Below are 19,719 nucleotides of genomic sequence, written 5' to 3'. Positions count from 1 at the left end.
CCCGAGGTGATTAAGCGCGGTAACGGAAAAGTGGCTGACCGAACTGAATCACTTCACCATTTTTCACCAGAATTTCTTCAATCACACCGCTTTGAGTTGCTTCAATCGGGTTCATGATTTTCATGGCTTCAATAATACCAAGTGTTTCACCAGCAGAAACAGTTTGACCCACTTTCACAAATGGTGCTTCGCCTGGACTTGGTGCTGCATAGAACACACCAACCATCGGAGATTTTTCCACAGCACCACGTGGAGATTTTGCAGCAGGTACATCAGCTGCAGGTGCAGGCATTGCAGGAACAGCTGCTGCAACCACTGGATTGCGACGAGTCAGGGCAATGGATTGATCTCCTTCCTTAACTTCGATCGCCTGTAAGTCAGACTCAATCATCAGGTCGATGAGTTTCTTGATTTTACGGATATCCATGAGACAGTATTCCTAATTAAGATTGCTTAGAAGATTGAATTTTTTCAATGATGTAATCGAGGGCAGCGGCATAGCCTTTTGCACCCAGACCACAGATCACGCTGATCGCCTTATCGGACAGATATGAATGATGTCGAAATGCCTCACGTGCGTGAACGTTAGACAAATGGACTTCAATAAATGGAATAGCAACGCCAAGAAGTGCATCACGCACTGCAACAGAGGTATGAGTTAAAGCTGCAGGATTAATAATGATGTATTGCACGCCGTCTTGTTGTGCTTGATGAATTCGGTCGACAATGGCACCTTCCCAGTTGCTTTGGAAAGTGTCTAATTCTAGTGTGGCATTTTTAGCCTGAGCGCTGAGCTGCTGATTGATGTCATCAAGAGTCAAGTGACCATATACTTCTGGTTCACGCTTTCCCAGCAAATTAAGATTCGGTCCATGAATGACCAAAATGGTCGAACTCATTCAGCTTGCTCCAATTCAAAAGTTTCAAAAGAAGTTTGCAAGATGTCAGCAAACTTCCTTCATTATGGCATGAAATTCTACATTTTATAAAAATTTTGTCTGCATTGGTGTAGAAATTGCCTGCCTGATAGTGGGCTATATAATGAGAACTTTGCAAGGAATTGGCAATGTTAAAAAATGACATTTATGGGAGTTATGTCGGATTCTTACATTGTAAGCCTAATTGGCTAAAACAGTTAATAATGTTTATATAACATTGCCGACAGATAATAAAGAAGTCAACTATTTTTGATCAGATCCTACTAGATGTTTGCAGTATTTAAGGTTTAAAGCTTATTCATCTTAAATTTTAGTGACAAAAAAGTCTGTTTAAAAAGTGCCCATGAATGGTTTTTATATAATAATTCTAATTATATGAGATTTTATTAAATAAGTTATTGAATTTAATTTATTTTAAATTAAAAAATCTATCAGTTAGCTATTATTTTAAGGTCCCTTAGGGTTGTGAGTATGCATAGAAAAAGAGGCAACTCCTGAGCTTAACAGTGGAATCAGGTAGTGAGTTAAACTTACTGATTCGCCCTATTTTTAATTCCTGTATCGCAAAATAGTGAGATTGACTGAAATGTTCATTGAATTGTATTCAATGCTGAATATTCAGCCAAAAGATAAAGCATTTAAATTGGCAAAAGGTCGTCTATTAAGTCGATGAATGGTCATAGGGGGCAACTCAACGACACTCACCCTCTTACAATGAGGCTTTTTGTAGAAACTTTATCGAATAATATGGTTTATAAATAGTCTAGACATGTTCGCGAAAGGTGCGAATTTTATATAATGCAGCTATCTAAAACAAAATAGTCAATATCATGACTCCAGCTTGTAAACTTTTAAAAGCCAGTAAAATCGAATATAGCATTCACGAATATGAACATGATGCCAATGCCAAAAGCTTTGGTTTGGAAGCAGCAGAGAAACTAGGCCTAGCTGTTGAAGAGGTTTTTAAAACGCTATTAGTCACGGATGAAAAGCAATATTTTGTGGCAGTATTACCTGTTCATCATCAGCTTAATCTTAAAAAAGTAGCTGCTGCATTCGGTTGTAAAAAATTGCAGATGGCAGATCCTAAACAGGCAGAACGATTAACCGGATATCTGGTGGGTGGAATCAGCCCGGTAGGACAAAAGAAACGCCTGAAAACTGTAATTGATGCATCAGCAGAAAGGCTGAATAAAATTTATGTCAGTGGTGGCAAGCGTGGTTTGGACATTGGTCTAAACCCAGCAGATTTAGCCAAGGTTTTAAATGCACCTTTTATTGATATAGTTGATGAATAATTTAATGTATTAAAAAGACATTAATTAGTATTTTAATTAAACCCGGAGAGTAAAATTCGGGTTTTCTTTTGGTCGGAAAACGCTACACATTTTTTTTGCATTTGTATATTGTTTTAATGCAAAAGCAACCATGGGTTGCTTACAACAATAAGAAATTAAAAGAAAAATAAATTGGAGCATTGCTCATGAATATCGTTATTTGGCTTAACGCTGCTTGTCTATTTTTGTCATTTGGGGAATCACTTCTGCACGGTTTTAACCGGGAGGTGGCATATGAATGAAAAAGGCGTTTACCTGCTTAGTACTGTAGCTCTATTTTTAATCTTATGGTTGATTGGTTATCAGGTCCATAATGAAATCCATCGGGAAGAATTGGGATTGAACCGCACCAGCAGTTTAGCATTTTATGGGATGAATACCCATACGCCGCTTCTAGACCGTCAGGCAGAAAGTTTGAATCAGGCTGTGCAGCGTCGGGGAGTGGTGCGGAATCAATCTCAGCCTTTGAACCAACAGCGCGCTCAGTTTGTTTCAGATTTTGCCAGTATGCTATTTGCAATGCAGGATGGACATAAGCCTGAATATTTGCAGCTGAGAATATTTCTAAACAGGCAACAAACATTATTGGAAAATAAGGCGCTTAAACAGGAGGAGGCACTTGCCAATATTAATTTGCTACAGACATTCTTGCCTGAGTACCAACATGAACTGACACGAGCATCGGCAAAACTGAAGACGCGTTATTCTTATTATGAAACAGATATAATTTCTGATGAGATAAGTTTAAGTACGGTATGATCTAGAGGCGAATAATATCAGTTTGATGTATTAATGTGGTCTTCAGAATTAAGCTGAGAGATGAAGGTCTGCATGATTGCAAACTTTATACTCGCAGCTACAGGGTATAAAAACCATCTCATGCAAGTTAAGTAGACTGTATCGTTTTTAAACTTGCATGAGTAGTGATTATATATCTGCTTAAAGGCAATTTGCCGGTTTGGGAATGCCTGCCAAACGGCTAAGGTGGCGTGCTACCAAGCCTGTATTAAATTTTTCCTGAAGTACAGCATTGTTGATTTCAGGCCCTACAGTTTTCATCAGGAATTTGATGAGAGGACGTGTCGCTGGAGAATGACCAAACTGTTGATAAAACTGACGTACAGCCTGTAAGACTTTAAAATGCCAAGGGGTCAGTTTTAACTCTAAGCTCTCGGCAAGCACCTGTGCGACGTCTTCATTCCAGATGGTATAGTTAACTAAATGACCATCTTGGTCTAACTCTAAATTCATGATAGATCCGTATGTGTTACTTCATAGAAATACAGCGACTAAAGCCCAGGCATAGTTCTGCAAATTCGGCATAGTTAATAATTTTCAAATTTTTTACTTCTGGTTGAGACAATAATTCAGCCTCATTTTCCAGAATATAAATCTCTTTCAGCTGCTGAATAAATGGATGCTCAACTGACAAGACTGCATCGCCCATCAGAATTACCTGATCATTTTCGCTATAGAGTTGGGACAGTTGTTCGATAATCTGTGCTGTAGCCGTATGGCTGGCTTGAATCATATAAAGAGTTTTATCAGACATGGTGAGCAACCTTACCAATACAATACATGGTCAAAGCCTTGAATAAAGGCAGGATTTAACTCGACAAATTCAATTTCTTGCTCAGTATTTTGTATAAAAGACGAGTTTTGATTTTTACTTTCTACCAGAATTGGGGTCAGATCATAAAATTCAAAACTATCGACCATGTTGGAAGCAATCTTGAACGCATGTTTAAGCTGTTCAAATTGCAGATCTGAACGTAATAAGCTTAAAGCTGCATCTTTTAATAAGACTTTTACATCTGAGCCAAAGGTCGCGAGTACCATGGTCGCAGAAAGACTTTCATGAACCTGCAAGGAATTCAGATTCGATTGAGTTAATATAACGAGTACAGATTTCACACAATATACCTTTTAAAAGCAACATATCCCAAAAAATAGACCGATTAGAATTGAAGCAGACGATGTGCAGACTGAACAGCATCAGCGAGTTCGCCTAATCCGACTAATTCAAACTGATCTGCAAGATTATGTTGTTGAATATTGTGACGTTGAGCATTCTCCTGATCTGTAATACCACGCGCTAACGCCGCACTTACACACACGGGCAGACGTATTTGCAAGGACTGCCACTCACGGGTCAGGTGACGCTGGTCATCCGGTACCCATTGCAGAGCATTAGCAACAGACACACCGTCTTGGTAAAAGAAAACCCGAAAGTCTTCCTGTTTTTGCTGTAATGCTTTGGCAATTCCCAAGGCATGCCAAGCATGTATCGACGTCGGGGCGGAGGTAATAAGAATTAAGGTGCTCATGAAATTCACTACAGGCTTGATCAACCTAAGCAGTTGATCTGGGCTACATAATAAAAAGGTAGTATACAATGATTTTAGTGACCGGTGGTTTAGGCTTTATAGGCTCTCATATTGCTTTAAGTCTGCTCGCACAAGGGCAACAGGTCATTGTGGTCGATAATCTGGCCAATGCTAGTCTGCAGACGCTAGAGCGTCTTGAATTCATTTCCGGCATGTATGTGCCTTTTGTTAAAATTGATATCCGCAATACGCCTGCTTTAAACAAGGTCTTTGAACAGAATTCCATTGACGCCGTGGTACATACTGCAAGCTTTAAATCATTAGAAGAATCGGTACTAAAACCGCTGGAATATTACAATGATAATGTCAGTTGTATTATGAGTCTCTTACGTGCCATGCAACGGACGGGTGTTCGTAATCTTGTGCATTTGTCCAGCCTTGCTGTCTATGGGCAATCCAGTTCTGATCTGACTGAAGAAACACCATTTAATTTCAGTTATCCAAACCCTTATATCAAGTCTCAACAGATGGTAGAAGAAATTATCCGTGATACTGCACGTACTGATAATGAATGGAAAATTGCGATTCTCAGACTATGCAATATTTCGGGTGCCTTTGAACATGGGGTACTGGGTGAAGTGGTACCGCCGCTACCAAAAAATATCGTGCCTTTGGCCATGCAGGTTGGGGCCTTACAGCGGGAAAGTATTGAACTGCGAAAACAGGCCAATACTGAAGATAAAACTGTAGAACGCAGTTTTTTGCATGTATTAGATTGTTGTGATGCAGTCATTAAGAGTCTGCAATGGCTCAGTACACAAAGTTTTGCCTGTGAAGCCTTTGATATAGCGGGTGAATTGATTTCGATTCAGAAATTGCTCGATGAAATTGGTGAAGTGACGCAAATCCATATCAAGACGGAAGAGGCGCTATATTACACTAATCCGGAACTAGATCAGGTTGGCTCTAAGGCGGAAAAGGCCAGGAAGACTTTAAACTGGCAGCCTCAGCGTTCGATTCGGCAAATGCTTGAAGACGAGTGGCGTTTTTATCAGAACACGTTACGTGGGTAATAATACCGATTAACGCTATCCCAATTATTGATAATAATTATCATTTACATGCTGTTCTATTTTGCCTAAGATGGAACAAGGAAATATTAAAACTTTATAAAGAGGTTAAATATGCAAACACGTATTGAACATGACACCATGGGCGAAGTTGCTGTACCCAGTGAAGCACTGTGGGGAGCACAAACTCAGCGTAGTTTGCAGAACTTTAAAATTGGTAATGAACGTCTGCCACGGCCTATGATTCGTGCCATGGGTCTGGTTAAAAAGGCGGCAGCCTTGACGAATGCCGAATTAAATCAGATTCCGCATGAACTTTCAGGTTATATTGTTTCAGCAGCAGAAGAAGTGATTGCAGGGCAATGGGATAGTCAATTTCCGTTAGTGGTGTGGCAGACAGGTTCTGGTACGCAGAGCAATATGAACTGTAATGAAGTGATTGCCAATATCGCTAACCAGAATCTGGGAAATCCTTTAGGTTCTCAAAAACCGGTTCATCCGAATGATCATGTTAATCGTGCTCAATCAACGAATGACTCTTTCCCAACAGCAATTCATGTTGCTGCAAGTCTGCAAATTAATGAATTACTGATTCCAGCAGTAAAAAAATTGCGTGATACCTTGCATGCCAAATCTCAGGAATTCTCAGACATCGTCAAAATTGGCCGTACTCACTTACAGGATGCTACGCCGTTGACACTGGGTCAGGAATTTAGTGGTTATGTGTCTCAGCTAGATCACGGTTTATTGCGTCTGGAACAGGCACTGCATGGTTTATATGAATTGCCTTTAGGGGGGACAGCAGTAGGTACAGGCTTGAATGCCCATCCTGACTATGCAGTAAAAGCAGCACAAACTCTGGCAAAACTGACTGGACTACCATTTGTCACTGCACCAAACAAATTTGAAGCTTTGGCAGGTCGTGATGCGGCAGTCTTTGCTTCCGGTGCATTAAAAACTTTAGCGGCGAGTCTGAATAAAATCGCTAATGACATTCGCTGGTTGGCCAGTGGGCCACGTTGCGGCTTTGGGGAACTCCGTATTCCTGAAAATGAACCCGGCTCAAGCATCATGCCGGGTAAGGTCAATCCGACTCAAAGCGAAGCGATGACCATGGTTGTGGCGCAAGTGCTTGGAAATGACACCACCATTAATGTGGCAGGTGTATCTGGAAATTTCGAGCTGAATGTATTTATGCCTGTAATCGCGTATAACTTGTTGCAATCCATTCAGCTGCTCGGTGATGCCTGTAATAGTTTCAATGATCACTGCGCCGTTGGTATTGAGCCGAACCGTGACAAGATTGAGCACTTCTTACATGATTCATTAATGCTAGTCACTGCATTGAACCCGGTGATTGGTTATGAGAATGCAGCCAAAGTTGCCAAGACTGCTTATAAAGAAGGTAAAACTCTAAAACAGGTTGCGGTAGAACTTGGTTTAGTCACAGCTGAACAGTTTGATGAAGTCGTCCGTCCTGAGAAAATGGTTTCAGCGAATGCGAAATAAAGCTTGTAACGCTTTTATTTTTAATCTTTAAGCCTGTTTTATCATGGAATAGTCAGCAATGGTTTTTATCTCAGGCAGAGTTGCGTACAATAGCACTAGATGAGATTAACCACTGATGATTGTTTTATGCTTGATATTTATTTAACAGATGTTCAAAGAAAGGTGCAATTCAAGGATTATCCAGGTGAGCATCCTGTTAAATTTATTTTGAATTTTAAAAAGATTTTTCCAAGTATTATGGAACTTCTTTTACCTGTACTTCCCGATAATGAAAATCTGGATGAAATGTCATGGGAATCAACGACCAATGATTTTGAAATTTTCCAGATGTTTTTAGCTGGTTGGGGGATTATTGAACTGCGTTTAAATGCGATTACCCAGTTCAAAGATAAAGCCTTTGCAGATCAGCTCATTAAACAGGCACAGCAGAAGCGTAAGGAATATCAAAAAAAGCATATGAAGCTCACGACTGTAGAGCTGGATTATCTATTTATGCATGATATCCATGGTCTGATTGATGCTGAACTGGTTGATCTGGGCGAGAAGTTTTATCTGCCAGTATTACGTGAACTTTGGAAAAATAAAGTCTCTGCTCAAGTCCTTAATGCCAAATTCTAAGTAAATTTAAACTGATTAATTTAATATCATCCTCCATATTTGGGGGATGAATTTTAATAGGTTCCAAAAAACTATTTGATGAGTTCAATTCTCACAAATAGCCTAAGCAACTCTTTCTATTTTTCATTCAAAAAAATTCTGCTGCATCATTGAACATGATGACTTATTTTAAAACAGAAATTGGTTCATAAAAGGGCATTTATTTTATCTTTTGATAAAAAATAAATTAATAAGCCATTCTTTATCATGAGAATATATAAGGATATTACTTTAATAATATAGCTATTCTAAGCATATTTTCTTAAGCTATAAGTACTAATGAGTAAATGAATTATAGAATTCTTATTTATTAGATTTCCTTCATAAAAATAAGTGAAGGTTCCAGTTTTTCCGAAGATATATCAAAGGATTTTCAATAATGTCGAATCAGTTTTTAGATTTAATTACAAAACGCCGTACGATCTACGCGATTGGCAAGAATGTCACACAATCTCCTGAATTTTTAACTGATTTGATTCAAAACGCTATTAAACAAAGTCCCTCATCATTTAACTCACAATCTTCCCGTGCCGTGATTCTGTTTAATGGTGAACATGAGAAATTCTGGGGCTTTGTCGCAGAAAAATTAAAAAGTTATGCCAAAGATGAAGAAAGTGCTGCAAAAACCGCAGCGAAAATGGGAACCTTTGCGGCAGGCTTAGGTACGGTTTTATTTTTTGAAGACCTAGATGTCGTGAAAGGCCTACAAGATCAGTTCCCATCTTATGCAGATAACTTCCCGATCTGGGCAGAACATTCTACTGCGATCGCGCAATTTGCGACCTGGACAGCACTGCATACTGAAGGCTTGGGTGCATCTCTACAGCATTACAACCCGATCGTAGATGAAAAAGTTCATGCAGAATGGGACGTTCCAGCAAACTGGAAACTGAGAGCACAGCTGGTGTTTGGTTCAGTTGAAGGTGAAGCACGTGCCAAAGACTTTATGCCGGATCAAGACCGTTTCAAAGTATTCCAATAATTTGAAAAAACCGGCATCTGTCTAAATTTTTATAGGCAGATGCCATGCAATAGGCGATAAAAGCATATTCAGAATCATAAAAACTAAGCTACACTTAGAGCGCATTAAATCTAAGAGAAATGGCGCCATGTCAAAGAACACCCAGAAACTTTCACCGCTTCAAGAGCTAATCGCTGAACAGAAATTGTTATGCGAAGAAGTCGGTTCTGCCTATGTAGAGGTGAGTGGGGATGACGTTATTGCCGTGGCAGTCCATACCCTGAATCAGGATCCAATTGTTGGTATTCGCAAGGCAGTAGATACAGCAACAAAAGTGAGCTGGTATATCTATGGTGGTGAACAAGTATCCAGCGATGCTGACTTTGAAATTATGGCTGTACGTGAATTACAGGATATTGCCCCAGAAGTTCTTCCTTATCTGGCCCTGGATCAAGGCTTTCGTTTCATGATTGATGCTGATGATTATGAAGATGTATGGAAAGAAGGTCAGGAATGAACCGCTTAGCTTTTGCTATCTTGCTGGGACTCAACGGTGTACTCATCACGAATTACGCCGTAGCCGAGACGATGACCCAGGAGCAATTTGATCAATATATTGCTGAGCAAACGCGTGTGGTCAATGAAAGCAAAGCCATTCTGGATGAACCGCATACAGCAACATACAAGCCGAGTATCAGTACCGAACGTCAAGCATTATGTAATCGCATTCAGGCTTATCAGAATATTTTGCAAGCTTCTCAGGAAAATAGTCAGTTGAATATGGCTTCCATGATGGCGATGGTGGCGCAAAATTATCTGGATCGTCAAAACCAGAGCATGAATAACTCTGGCATGACTACAGGTGTTTTTTGTAAGAGCAGGGCAGAGCAATCCGCTAAAGAAGATAAATCAAAGCCTTTGATTTAGGTTAATTTTATGATATTTAATTTATTAAAACTACATAAAAATAAGATTAATGCGAATTTTCACGGGGGAAATAACAATAAAAATGAATTATTAGTTAAAATTATTAAATATTAAAAATCGGTGGAAGAGATCGCCTTAACCTTCTCAATCTTTATCATTAAAAAAAATAGCCTAAGCAATTTTATCTGGTAAATATAATCATAAAAGGGAAGAGATAGTTTTAAGTCCATTGATGTCTTACTGAAAAATTAAGACTATATTTCCAAAATTAGCCTTCAATCATATCCATTTATAGCTCGTACTCATTCAGCTTAATTTATTAAGCCTATTTCCTGATGATTTATCCAAAGCTTGAGGATTCAAACAGCACCTTCAGCAAACTTTAAAAATACATTTGACAAATAGCCTAAGCAAAACTTTATATCTAATAAATAGCCTAAGCAAAGTTTATAATTTTAAGAATTGGCAATTGATTAATTTCCAATAAAATTCCAATATCAACAACTAAACTATGAAATCACGGAATTATCAAATGATCCTCAACTACCAAATCACCACTCATGATGACTCAATACTTGTACCAATAGTCTTCATTCATGGTTTATTCGGCAGCTTGAGTAATTTAGGAATGCTGGCGCGACATTTTGCAAGTCAACGTACAGTCATTCAGTTAGATTTACGCAATCACGGTTTATCGGGACATACGGATCAACATGATTACCATCTCATGTCAGAAGATGTACTTGAAACCCTGGATAGTCTCAACATCACAAAATTTGTTGTGGTGGGGCATTCTATGGGCGGAAAAGTTGCCATGAAGCTGGCCGATATTGCACGAGATCGGGTAGAGCAGCTTGTAGTTCTTGATATAACTCCAATTCAATATCATGAAAATCATCATGCAAAAATTTTTGAAGCTTTATTTGCTGTAGCGCGTGCCAATGTGAGTTCACGTTTGGACGCGACAAAAATCATGCGTGAATATCTGCAAGAAGAAATGGTGATTCAATTCCTGCTGAAATCCTTTAATAAAGGGCAGTGGCTGTTTAATGTGCAGGCATTATATAACCATTATCAGGATATTCTATATTGGGAAGATCTTGCACCAGTTGATATACCAGCACTTTTCTTAAGAGGCGGTAACTCATTTTATATTTCCAAACCCGAGCAGTTCGCTGCGATTGAACGTCAATTTACGCATGCCAATGTTGAACTCATTGAAGGTGCAGGTCATTGGCTGCATGGTGAAAAGCCTGCGCAGGTGCTGGAACACATGCAAGCCTTTCTGGATGAAAACCAATAAAATCTGTTAGAACTTGAAGATCAGTATGCAGCTGCTTGTAGCTGACCTTCATTAATCAGCTGGGCCGCCATTTCAGCAGTTTTTTTCAGACCCGGCATACGATATTCAGTATGACCATAATCCTTGATTGATTTCCAGCGACCGCCCCAGGTGAGTCCGACAGATTCTGCCACTTGGCCATACAGTTCATAACCACGCATCGCCCATGGATCCCGTTCGCTGATCACGACTTTGCCATTCCGTTTAAAGGCAACATCCGCGGCCAGACCAAACTGATGATAACTTTGATAGCCTTTGGCGCGTGTGGTATTTGGATTCGCTGAAAGTGAATTTTGGCGCTCTGGACTACGATAACCTTCTAATAAAACCAGTTCATAGCCATGCTGTTCACGCATAATTTTAAATACCATCAACAAACGCTGTTTATAACGTGGATTAATTTTGTCCCATTTCCGGTTGGCTGTATTGAGATCGTTATGATGATGACTGTTTGGCAGATGTACATTTCGAGCAGGATTGGGTGAAGGAGTAATCACTTGCGCAGAAACGACGTTGGCATAGTAATTTGCTTCTTCCTGCAAGGCTGTTTCAATCAGATGTTCATCTACTTCTGGAGGAGGTGCGAGCACCTGACCATCCAGTAAGCTATAGATTTGCGGATCGACTTCGCGGAGATAATTGGCTTCAAAAGTACTGGCAGTAATCGGACGGGTTAAGCTAAAAATGACGATGCTGCTGAATAATGCCAATGCGGCCAGTAAAATCCACCATTGCTGAATATGCCAATGTGACTGGATTTTCGCTGACGAAGCTGCCTGATTAAATTCCCAAGCCAGCTGTTTGACAGCCAAAATACGGTTCTTGCCATAGGGTAAAATTTGCGTGAATAAGCTTATCAAACGGATTCTGAAATCATAAGAAACCAGCACTAACATGCCGAGGCTAAGTAAAATAAAACTGGATAATATGAGGTAGATCATGCTTTATGACTGTGCGACTTCAGGATTTTCTTTTGGAGTCTTCGCAGGTGACTGTTCCTGAGTAGACGTACTTGCTGTTTTTAGCTCAACAGTTTTTTCTAATTGTTTTGGTTTTGTGGGTTGAGTAACAAGCCTTACATTTACAGGATTTTTTTCAGATTGTTGGATTTCTTTAGATGGTGCAACAGAAGATGGAATAGTTTGTGGTTGGGATTTAAGCGGTTTAATTTTACCATTGGCCTGAGGTAAAGGCTTTTGCTCTTGAATAGCAAATGCAGAGTCAAAAGGTGATCCAGTATTTGCAGGCTCGTTTGCACTTGCTGGCTTTGCTACCTTAAACATGTTGTCAATATTTTGATCAAAACCATCTTCCAGATTTTGGATATTTTCCTGATCCGACGGTGCACCAGCTTTTTGAATAAGCTGCTCACCTGCTACAGTATGGCTTGAATCTGCTCCTTGATCGTTTGCTGCTGTCAACTGTGCAGCAGTGCTTGCTTTATGATTCTGATAATAGTGATAGCCGAGTAAAACTGAGCCTACTGATAACACTCCAAGTATAAATCCGCTCAATAAGTAAAAGTGAGGAGAATAAGACAGAGACTTTACAGACTGTAAAATACGAATATGTTTATTATTTTGATATGCCATAGTCACTAATATTTATGGTAAATGGATGGTGATATAGGCCTGTTCTACAGGAACACTAATCACATTTTGATATTGGGAAAATGCTGCATTACGGTCTTTGGATAATACATAGTGCAAACCTACAAAGCTTGCTAACGCAAACAGCAACCAGAAAATCAAAATCCAGAAAAATGGTAATTCGCGATGAATGATGTGTTTAATCTGATCCGGAATAGCAGCAAAAGGAGAAAAGGCTTTTTTCCCTTTGAGATAATCAATTTGATCACCAACCCGACTAATCAGACTATTGAGCTGGCTCATTGATTCAATCCGGTATTTTCCATGAAAGCCTAACAATAAACAGTAATGATAGACCTCAAGAACGGCGAGGCGTTCTTTATCTTTATTGCGGATTTCTTCCATGTGTTCAAAGAAACGATAACCCGCCAGTTGTGATCCAAACAGACTCAGTTGGAGTGGACTCATCATCCAGAAATTTTGCAGATCAAAAAAATGTGGGGCTTGCTGGGTCACGATAGTTTCATCGAGTAATGCACAATAGGCATATTTTGCATCATGAATATCTTCAACAGGAAATTGCAGTTTTCTCGCCTGAGTCTCAAAACGTGACAGCATATCCAGTACTTTCTGGCGGAAGGATTCCAGATCGGCAGGTACATACTGATTGCGAATCAGAAACACCACATAGAAGCCATCATGTAACAGATCGACCAGACTGGCAGTCGCGGAGTATAGAGGTGTATCTGTATTTGTTCGAGCCTGGAAACCGATGCCAATTTGTCCATCGTCAAATAGTGAAGGGGCATTATTTAGACTATTCATTGTTTTTATCCATTTACTACAGCAATCAACTCAATTGAAATGTCCTGGAACCCACTCGGGATATAGACACAAATGGTCTCAGAATCAAGCATGCGCTGATACAATTCATTATTCGGTTCTATCTCAAAATAGCTCACACCAGAACGCACCGGAATCGCTGTCGGCACCTGAATCAGATGCTGAACTGGCACTGCGGGCAAGGCTGCAATCACGCGTTGTTCAACATCAATCGTACTGCCCACTTTAAAGCGGATCGGTACATAAGCAATCAGGTCATGGGTGGGCATGACCCTACTGGATACCGCGAGATACAAACGGGTATCCCGGGAAATTTTGTCTGTTTCAAGGCTGCCCACCCAATAAGATGGCCGGGTTTCTTTAAGGGCAATACTGATATAGCGGTTTGAAATAATCGTATCCAGCAGTTCACGTAAAATGACATCCAGCTGACCAAAACTGTCCTGTAAATGATGGTGCTGATATTGCGGTAACTGGTCGACAGCATACGCGGTTGAAAAGGTCAGCAATGACCCGGTCAGACGTAATAATTCAGAATACAGTCGTTCCGGATGAATACGTGGATATAGCAGAATATGATTTAGGGTAGCATGTGCAGTATTGAGGGCATTCACCAACCAGAAAGACACGATATCACCCGAACGGAATTCAATCAGTTTTTGTTCATTTTCACGGTTGTTGTTCTGAATGGTTTTGATCTTGGCGCGAATAATATTCAAAGTCCGCTTCAGATTATTCAGTAGATTTTCTGAGGCTTCGATATGCAGAATCGGCGGAATAAATTTATGATCCAGCACAAAATGCCCTGAGCTTTGGCGTTTCATTGTTGCAATCGGCATATAAAAATAACCATCGAGGGCCTGTTCAGGCTCCTGGCTGATTTCAAAAATCTTGAATTCTGCACGACGGCGTAACAGGGTAATTTCGGCTGTAGCGGCATTGGTAAACAGATCATGAGTCGAGCTTAAATGGGAATGATAACGGCTGGACTGTGAATTATCTTCATGGTTAAGATTCTGTTTACTTGCCTGAACCATCGGTAAAGCAAGATAAACAGCCATTTCTGTACGCAGATTCAGACTGTCAAGTTGCACGGGCTCAGGTAATAGATCCTGTGAAGGTGCACGATAAATTTCCCCATCTTGCCAGACCATTTCAATCCGGCTGAGTGCCATGATATTCATGCTGAACTGGGCCTCATCGAATTCAATCGCTTGAATTCCATAGGCAAAAGGAAAGGTTGCCTGAATCATCTGGTTCAGACGTTGTTCATGATAGGCATCCTGTAACTGAAAATGCTGAGGTCGTAAAAATAAACCTTCACCCCAAAGAACTTTTTCTGCTTTAAACATTCAGTCTTACCACTCACTATTCGAATTATTCATATCGGGTACACCCAGTAACTCTTGCACCTGTTCCAGGGGATTCTCATTTTTAATCACGTGTGCCAGCCATTCGTGTAACGGCATCTGGCTCCAGCGAATGGTTTTTTGCAGCATATAACTCACCGGGCTATGCGGTTCATGTATCTGGAAATAATCAGCAATTTCATTTAAGACTTTCAGCGCCTGTTCCCGGTTGGCCAGATGATTTTGTGGCTGTAATCTGAATTGAGTCTGCGCAACAGCAGAGACTGTATCCGTATAACCTAGCTGAATTGCTGATTCTTTCGGCTGTAATAAGTTTTCATTATTTTGATGTGCGATCTGTTCCACTTTATACAGGCGTTTAATCTGGGCAATAATGGAATCAACCTGTTCATCTATTACAGAAAAACTCGGTGCATCCAGACCTAGTAAATCATCTAGGGTTATTTTGAGTTGCTGCCAGTGCTTTTGAATATCCAAGACCTGCTGATAATTCTGTAACTGTACCGAGCGGGAAGTTGCCTGAAGTAATTGCTCGAAATTCTGCAGCTCATCATTGCCAGTTAGAGATTCATAATCTTCATCCTGCTGGTTATGGCGTAACCGGACATTTTGTTGATGTAAAAATGCCTCATAATTTCCCAAATGATAAAACGGTGCCTGACTGACCAGGGGAACCTGTTTCATCAATGCCGGAATCTGGCTGATTAAGCCTTGCAGTAAACCCAGGCGCTGATCTAAATCATCTTCCTCAATTAAAGGATGTAAATCCGGCCAATATTTCTGAATACTGCGATGGCTCAGTTCCAGGCCGCGGGAAATTCCTTCAAATCCGTGAGTTCTTGCCCAGGCTTCAGCTAACCAGGTGTAAAGTCGCAGATCTTTGGTTTTTTCACTTAAGAGCTCAACCGATTTATTCAGTACAAAATGCCAGTCTGCCTGACGTGGCTCAGAGATCCAGTCACCTTGATCCAGCAAAGGATCATCTTGAATTCTAGCCTTTTTAATGGCATGAAAGTCATTTGAAAATGAGCAGTCCTCACCACATGGCTGATGATCAGAGATGAGGGCAAGCAGTTGTTCAATATCTAGGGTCATTCTTCACCTGAAACTTATTCTTTTTCTTTAATTTTTAATTTCTAAATATAATTTTATACGGCGTCCGTTTTCTTTTTCCGGATGCGTTTGATTTTCACTTTAACTTGCTGTGGATCTAAAAGATAAATGATTTCATCATTTTTAACTTCAATCTGAATTTTCTCGGGCACTTTTTCTTCACTCAGTGCCATTAAAATTTGGGTGGCTAAAGCAGGCAATACACTGGCATTCAGAATATGGTCAACATTACGTGCACCGCTATCTACTTCTGTACAACGGCTTAAAATGAGTTCTAAGAGGTCATCGCTGTAGGTAACTTCAGTTTGATATTGGGTTTGTATTCGCTGAATAATTTTACCGAGTTTATGTTCAATAATTTTGAGTAGCAGATCATCATGCAACGGGAAGTACGGTACGATCTGCATACGTCCCAAGAACGCCGGTTTAAACTGCTGATATAAACTAGGTTTAAGCTGTTCGATCAGCTCCTTTGCACTTGGCCAGTTTTCAGGTGGATGATTCAGACAGGCCTGCATGATGGCAGAGGATCCGACATTAGACGTCAACAAAATCGTGGTATTTTTAAAATCAATCAGCCGTCCTTCACCATCTTCCAGCATACCTTTGTCAAAGACCTGATAAAACAGTTCCTGCACATCACGATGCGCTTTTTCAATTTCATCCAGCAACACCACGCTATATGGATTGCGGCGAACAGCTTCAGTCAGCACGCCCCCTTGACCATAACCGACATAACCTGGAGGCGCGCCTTTTAAGGAAGAAACCGTATGGGCTTCCTGATACTCCGACATATTGATAGTAATCAGATGCGATTCACCACCATACAGTTCATTTGCCAGGGCCAGGGCTGTTTCAGTTTTACCGACACCACTTGGACCCACTAGCAGGAACACGCCTTGGGGTTTATTCGGATCTTCCAGTTTAGCTTTAGAGGTTTTAATACCTTGCACCAATTGCTTTAGAGCATAATCTTGCCCCATCACACGCTGCGCCATACAGCTTTCAAGCTCTAATACCTGCCTGATTTCATCATTGACCATTTTACCCACTGGAATACCCGTCCAATCCGAAATGATGTCATGAATGATGCTGGCATTGACGCGTTCAAAGACCAGTGGATTTTTTTGCTGTACTTCAGCCAGTTCTGCACGTAATACCGCAATTTTTTGACTAGACTTTTCGTCCTGATCCGGAGTCTGAAACTCCCGGATCTGCTGAACAATGTGCAATTCATGTCGCAATTGATTTTCCAAGCATTGAATGTTGTGCCTAAGCTCTGCAATTTTTACTGAAAGATTATTGAGTCGTTCATGGTGAATGAGCAGGTTCTGGTTTTCCTGAGTGAGTAATTTGTGTTCCAGTTCCAGATTGTGCAATTGTGCCTGTAGGTGATCGAGTTGTGCCGGTTGAGCATTCTGAGTCAGTGCAACGCGAGCGGCGGCAGTGTCCAGGACACTAATCGCTTTATCGGGTAATTGACGTCCACGGATATAACGATGTGATGCATGTACCGCAGCGATAATCGCTTCATCATCAATCTGCAAATTAAAATGCTGAGCCATCACTGGAATCATGCCGCGGAGCATATCAATCGCGACTGCTTCTGTTGGTTCCTCAACTTTGACGACCTGAAAACGGCGGCTGAGCGCTGCATCTTTTTCAAAATACTGTTTGTATTCCGCCCACGTGGTTGCGGCAATAGTACGTAATTCACCTCTTGCAAGTGCCGGTTTTAGTAAATTTGCAGCATCATTCTGACCGGCCTGGCCACCCGCACCAATCAGGGTATGCGCTTCATCAATAAACAGGATGATTGGATAGGCAGCACTTTGTACTTCCTGAATTACTTGTTTCAGTCGGTTCTCAAATTCACCTTTGACACTGGCGCCTGCCTGTAACAGCCCCATGTCCAGCACATGTAATTGCACATTTTTCAGGGCATCAGGGACCTGCTGCTGGGCAATTTTGAGAGCCAATCCTTCCACTACAGCCGTCTTGCCGACTCCCGGCTCACCTGTCAAAATCGGATTGTTCTGACGACGGCGCATCAAAATATCCAGCATCAAACGAATTTCAAATTCACGCCCAATCACTGGATCAATTTTTCCTTGAATAGCTTTCTGGGTCAGATTAATCGTGTACTGATCCAATGCAGGAGTTTTTTTTGCAGTCGTTTCAGCATTTCGATGAGCTACTGGCTGAGACGTTATTAATTGAGCTGACACATTTTCAATACTGTCCTGGCACAAATCCAGGAACTGATGCTTCATTGTATCAATCGGAATCAGCTCAAAAATTGAGGATGAACGCATCGCAATTTGATACAGATCGGAAGCTGTTAGTAAAGCTACAAGTAGGTGACCACTACGAATGATGGGTTCTTTTTCAGCGGAGGCTAGTAGCCAAGCCTGCTCAAGTAAGCGGATAATTGACGTGGCAAAAATAGGGGTGCGTGAATTGCCTTTGTTAAGCTGAAATAAACTTTCATTTAGATCATCTAGCAGAGCTTCCTTAGAAAGTTTATAGTTTTTAAACAGTAACTGGACATCATTTAACTGGTTATGCGAGAGTAATTCGAGAAAAAAATGTTCAATTTCGATTTCGTAATTTTGCTGATGAATACAAGTATTAGCAGATTTCTCAAGACATAAACGTGCATGATCAGATAATTTATTAATTAAAATTTTTAAATTATTCATGTATTTCTCATTATTTATTCTTACAAGGCACAATCTTTTTAAGGTTAGAAAGATAGGATTGTGCTGTTCTTGTTATTTATTTGAATGACTGCAATTGAACCAGTTCTTCTGATCAATTTTTACCCTAATGTTTATATGTTTTTTAAAAGAATAAAAGTCATATAATCTTTAACATTTTTTTTAGAGACTGTTAAAAAATATTTTACAAAAGTCAATTTTTGTTGTTGACTTAGTGTGATCATTTTTTGTTAAATTCGCAAGATGATTTTTAAATAATAAATAGAGAAAAGTCATTTCAAGTAAAAAAATCGAATAACCAGAAAAAGAAAAGTTTGAGGCTAATTTTGAAAAAAAATATGAGTTCCATACTCGTGCTGATGCTGGCTGTCTGCACGATGAGTCTGATGCAGACGCATGCTGCAACCCTAAAAAAATCATGTCTTAAAGTGCATCCACTGGCCGAAGGAGATACTGACCCAGAAATCCTGCAACAGTATGAACAGCTTTGTGCCAAAGTCGCTCGGAAAGATCTTAATTTACAGCGTAAAATCAAAGCCGATATTGCTCAACTTTATCTGGATCGTGGTCTGCATCTGAAAGCACTTCAAGCAGTAGATCAATTAAGTCGTGAAAATTACATAACACGTCAACTAACAGATATTAGCTTCCTTGCTGGTGTCGCGATTTCTAATCATGCCCTGAACTATATGCGCACGACAGAAATCCGTCCGCTGAATGAACAAACCTACGCCATTACCAAAGTTTTTAATGACAATGTACGTTTATCCCAACCCGTTACGGTTATGCCTCTAAGGGCAGAGAAGGATTCAGGCAACAAGAAAAAAAAGGTGACCACGGCGAGTAAAAAAAACAGCTCGGCTAAAACACGTATAAGTGCTCCTGCACGTAATAAAGCAAAAGAAATATCTAGCAGCAATGTTGTCGCCAAGAAAGAGCCGGTCGTCCTCCCAAATGTCCAGTCTAGCTCCAATCCATTTGGTGCACTTCGAAATAACTAATAAAGAATAATTCAT

At 40.3% G+C, this 19,719-nt stretch carries 22 protein-coding genes; 10 read left to right on the top strand and 12 right to left on the bottom strand.

Features of this window, described 5'->3' with window-relative positions; genetic code table 11:
* Nucleotides 1-10 precede the first annotated feature (10 nt).
* Together accB and aroQ are read right to left on the bottom strand one after the other, a co-directional pair.
* Nucleotides 11-427, bottom strand: coding sequence for an acetyl-CoA carboxylase biotin carboxyl carrier protein (accB, locus tag C3420_RS06340; RefSeq protein WP_004809213.1), 417 nt, complete (start codon nt 425-427; stop codon nt 11-13).
* Between the two features lie 16 nt (nt 428-443).
* Nucleotides 444-899 carry a type II 3-dehydroquinate dehydratase gene (aroQ, locus tag C3420_RS06335; protein ID WP_071320328.1) on the bottom strand — a complete coding sequence of 152 codons (456 nt, stop codon included), beginning with the start codon at nt 897-899 and terminating at the stop codon, nt 444-446.
* An 869-nt stretch (nt 900-1,768) separates the two neighbouring features.
* Between aroQ and ybaK the strand changes: the two genes are divergently transcribed.
* Both ybaK and C3420_RS06325 read left to right on the top strand, forming a co-directional pair.
* A complete protein-coding gene (gene ybaK / locus C3420_RS06330) occupies nt 1,769-2,236 on the top strand; it encodes a Cys-tRNA(Pro) deacylase (protein WP_004809216.1) in 468 nt (155 codons plus the stop codon).
* A 273-nt stretch (nt 2,237-2,509) separates the two neighbouring features.
* On the top strand, nt 2,510-3,034 hold the full coding sequence (locus C3420_RS06325) for a hypothetical protein (RefSeq protein WP_103800848.1): 525 nt from the start codon (nt 2,510-2,512) through the stop codon (nt 3,032-3,034).
* A 180-nt stretch (nt 3,035-3,214) separates the two neighbouring features.
* Here C3420_RS06325 and C3420_RS06320 read toward each other — a convergent pair whose 3' ends face one another.
* The 4 genes from C3420_RS06320 to tusD are packed head-to-tail and all read right to left on the bottom strand — an operon-like array spanning nt 3,215 to nt 4,602.
* Complete coding sequence (locus tag C3420_RS06320; RefSeq protein ID WP_103800847.1) at nt 3,215-3,526, bottom strand: TusE/DsrC/DsvC family sulfur relay protein; 312 nt, start codon at nt 3,524-3,526, stop codon at nt 3,215-3,217.
* A gap of 16 nt (nt 3,527-3,542) precedes the next feature.
* Nucleotides 3,543-3,827 carry a DsrH/TusB family sulfur metabolism protein gene (locus C3420_RS06315; RefSeq protein WP_103800846.1) on the bottom strand — a complete coding sequence of 95 codons (285 nt, stop codon included), beginning with the start codon at nt 3,825-3,827 and terminating at the stop codon, nt 3,543-3,545.
* Nucleotides 3,828-3,838: 11 nt separating this feature from the next.
* Nucleotides 3,839-4,189 (bottom strand): hypothetical protein, encoded by a 351-nt coding sequence (locus C3420_RS06310; protein WP_103800845.1) that lies wholly within the window; start codon nt 4,187-4,189, stop codon nt 3,839-3,841.
* A gap of 44 nt (nt 4,190-4,233) precedes the next feature.
* On the bottom strand, nt 4,234-4,602 hold the full coding sequence (gene tusD, locus C3420_RS06305) for a sulfurtransferase complex subunit TusD (protein ID WP_004809225.1): 369 nt from the start codon (nt 4,600-4,602) through the stop codon (nt 4,234-4,236).
* Between the two features lie 68 nt (nt 4,603-4,670).
* Here tusD and C3420_RS06300 point away from each other — a divergent pair, with 68 nt between their 5' ends.
* The 7 genes from C3420_RS06300 (at nt 4,671) to C3420_RS06270 (ending at nt 11,029) form a co-directional block, all read left to right on the top strand.
* Nucleotides 4,671-5,675, top strand: a complete 1,005-nt coding sequence (locus C3420_RS06300; RefSeq protein WP_103800844.1) for an SDR family NAD(P)-dependent oxidoreductase — start codon at nt 4,671-4,673, stop codon at nt 5,673-5,675.
* A 111-nt stretch (nt 5,676-5,786) separates the two neighbouring features.
* Nucleotides 5,787-7,181: a class II fumarate hydratase gene (gene fumC / locus C3420_RS06295; protein WP_103800843.1), complete on the top strand. Its 1,395-nt coding sequence runs from the start codon at nt 5,787-5,789 to the stop codon at nt 7,179-7,181.
* Nucleotides 7,182-7,307: 126 nt separating this feature from the next.
* Nucleotides 7,308-7,799: a hypothetical protein gene (locus C3420_RS06290; protein ID WP_004809231.1), complete on the top strand. Its 492-nt coding sequence runs from the start codon at nt 7,308-7,310 to the stop codon at nt 7,797-7,799.
* 418 nt (nt 7,800-8,217) lie between these two features.
* On the top strand, nt 8,218-8,820 hold the full coding sequence (locus C3420_RS06285) for a nitroreductase family protein (protein WP_004809233.1): 603 nt from the start codon (nt 8,218-8,220) through the stop codon (nt 8,818-8,820).
* A 127-nt stretch (nt 8,821-8,947) separates the two neighbouring features.
* Nucleotides 8,948-9,316, top strand: a complete 369-nt coding sequence (locus tag C3420_RS06280) for a hypothetical protein (RefSeq protein WP_004809235.1) — start codon at nt 8,948-8,950, stop codon at nt 9,314-9,316.
* Nucleotides 9,313-9,726 carry a hypothetical protein gene (locus tag C3420_RS06275; RefSeq protein ID WP_103800157.1) on the top strand — a complete coding sequence of 138 codons (414 nt, stop codon included), beginning with the start codon at nt 9,313-9,315 and terminating at the stop codon, nt 9,724-9,726. The genes C3420_RS06280 and C3420_RS06275 overlap by 4 nt, the downstream gene beginning before the upstream one ends.
* A gap of 532 nt (nt 9,727-10,258) precedes the next feature.
* Nucleotides 10,259-11,029, top strand: coding sequence for an alpha/beta fold hydrolase (locus tag C3420_RS06270; protein WP_103800156.1), 771 nt, complete (start codon nt 10,259-10,261; stop codon nt 11,027-11,029).
* A gap of 20 nt (nt 11,030-11,049) precedes the next feature.
* On the opposite strand, the gene C3420_RS06265 is transcribed toward C3420_RS06270, so the two are convergent.
* Genes C3420_RS06265 through tssH form a run of 6 tightly spaced genes read right to left on the bottom strand, consistent with a single transcriptional unit; the run spans nt 11,050 to nt 18,685 of the window.
* Nucleotides 11,050-12,009 (bottom strand): M15 family metallopeptidase, encoded by a 960-nt coding sequence (locus C3420_RS06265; protein WP_171294447.1) that lies wholly within the window; start codon nt 12,007-12,009, stop codon nt 11,050-11,052.
* Between the two features lie 3 nt (nt 12,010-12,012).
* On the bottom strand, nt 12,013-12,660 hold the full coding sequence (locus tag C3420_RS06260) for a hypothetical protein (RefSeq protein ID WP_004809242.1): 648 nt from the start codon (nt 12,658-12,660) through the stop codon (nt 12,013-12,015).
* A gap of 12 nt (nt 12,661-12,672) precedes the next feature.
* Nucleotides 12,673-13,482, bottom strand: a complete 810-nt coding sequence (icmH, locus tag C3420_RS06255; protein ID WP_004809244.1) for a type IVB secretion system protein IcmH/DotU — start codon at nt 13,480-13,482, stop codon at nt 12,673-12,675.
* Nucleotides 13,483-13,487: 5 nt separating this feature from the next.
* The gene (tssK, locus tag C3420_RS06250) at nt 13,488-14,852 is read right to left on the bottom strand and encodes a type VI secretion system baseplate subunit TssK (protein WP_103800154.1); all 1,365 of its coding nucleotides are present in this window, start codon (nt 14,850-14,852) and stop codon (nt 13,488-13,490) included.
* Between the two features lie 6 nt (nt 14,853-14,858).
* Nucleotides 14,859-15,965: a type VI secretion system protein TssA gene (gene tssA, locus C3420_RS06245; protein WP_103800153.1), complete on the bottom strand. Its 1,107-nt coding sequence runs from the start codon at nt 15,963-15,965 to the stop codon at nt 14,859-14,861.
* 53 nt (nt 15,966-16,018) lie between these two features.
* Nucleotides 16,019-18,685: a type VI secretion system ATPase TssH gene (tssH, locus tag C3420_RS06240; RefSeq protein WP_103800152.1), complete on the bottom strand. Its 2,667-nt coding sequence runs from the start codon at nt 18,683-18,685 to the stop codon at nt 16,019-16,021.
* A 356-nt stretch (nt 18,686-19,041) separates the two neighbouring features.
* Here tssH and C3420_RS06235 point away from each other — a divergent pair, with 356 nt between their 5' ends.
* Nucleotides 19,042-19,704 (top strand): hypothetical protein, encoded by a 663-nt coding sequence (locus C3420_RS06235; protein ID WP_228152940.1) that lies wholly within the window; start codon nt 19,042-19,044, stop codon nt 19,702-19,704.
* Nucleotides 19,705-19,719 lie beyond the last annotated feature (15 nt).

The sequence above is a fragment of the Acinetobacter sp. ACNIH3 genome (assembly GCF_002918965.1).
Classification (GTDB): domain Bacteria; phylum Pseudomonadota; class Gammaproteobacteria; order Pseudomonadales; family Moraxellaceae; genus Acinetobacter; species Acinetobacter schindleri.
This window is presented reverse-complemented; position numbering and strand designations above follow the sequence as displayed.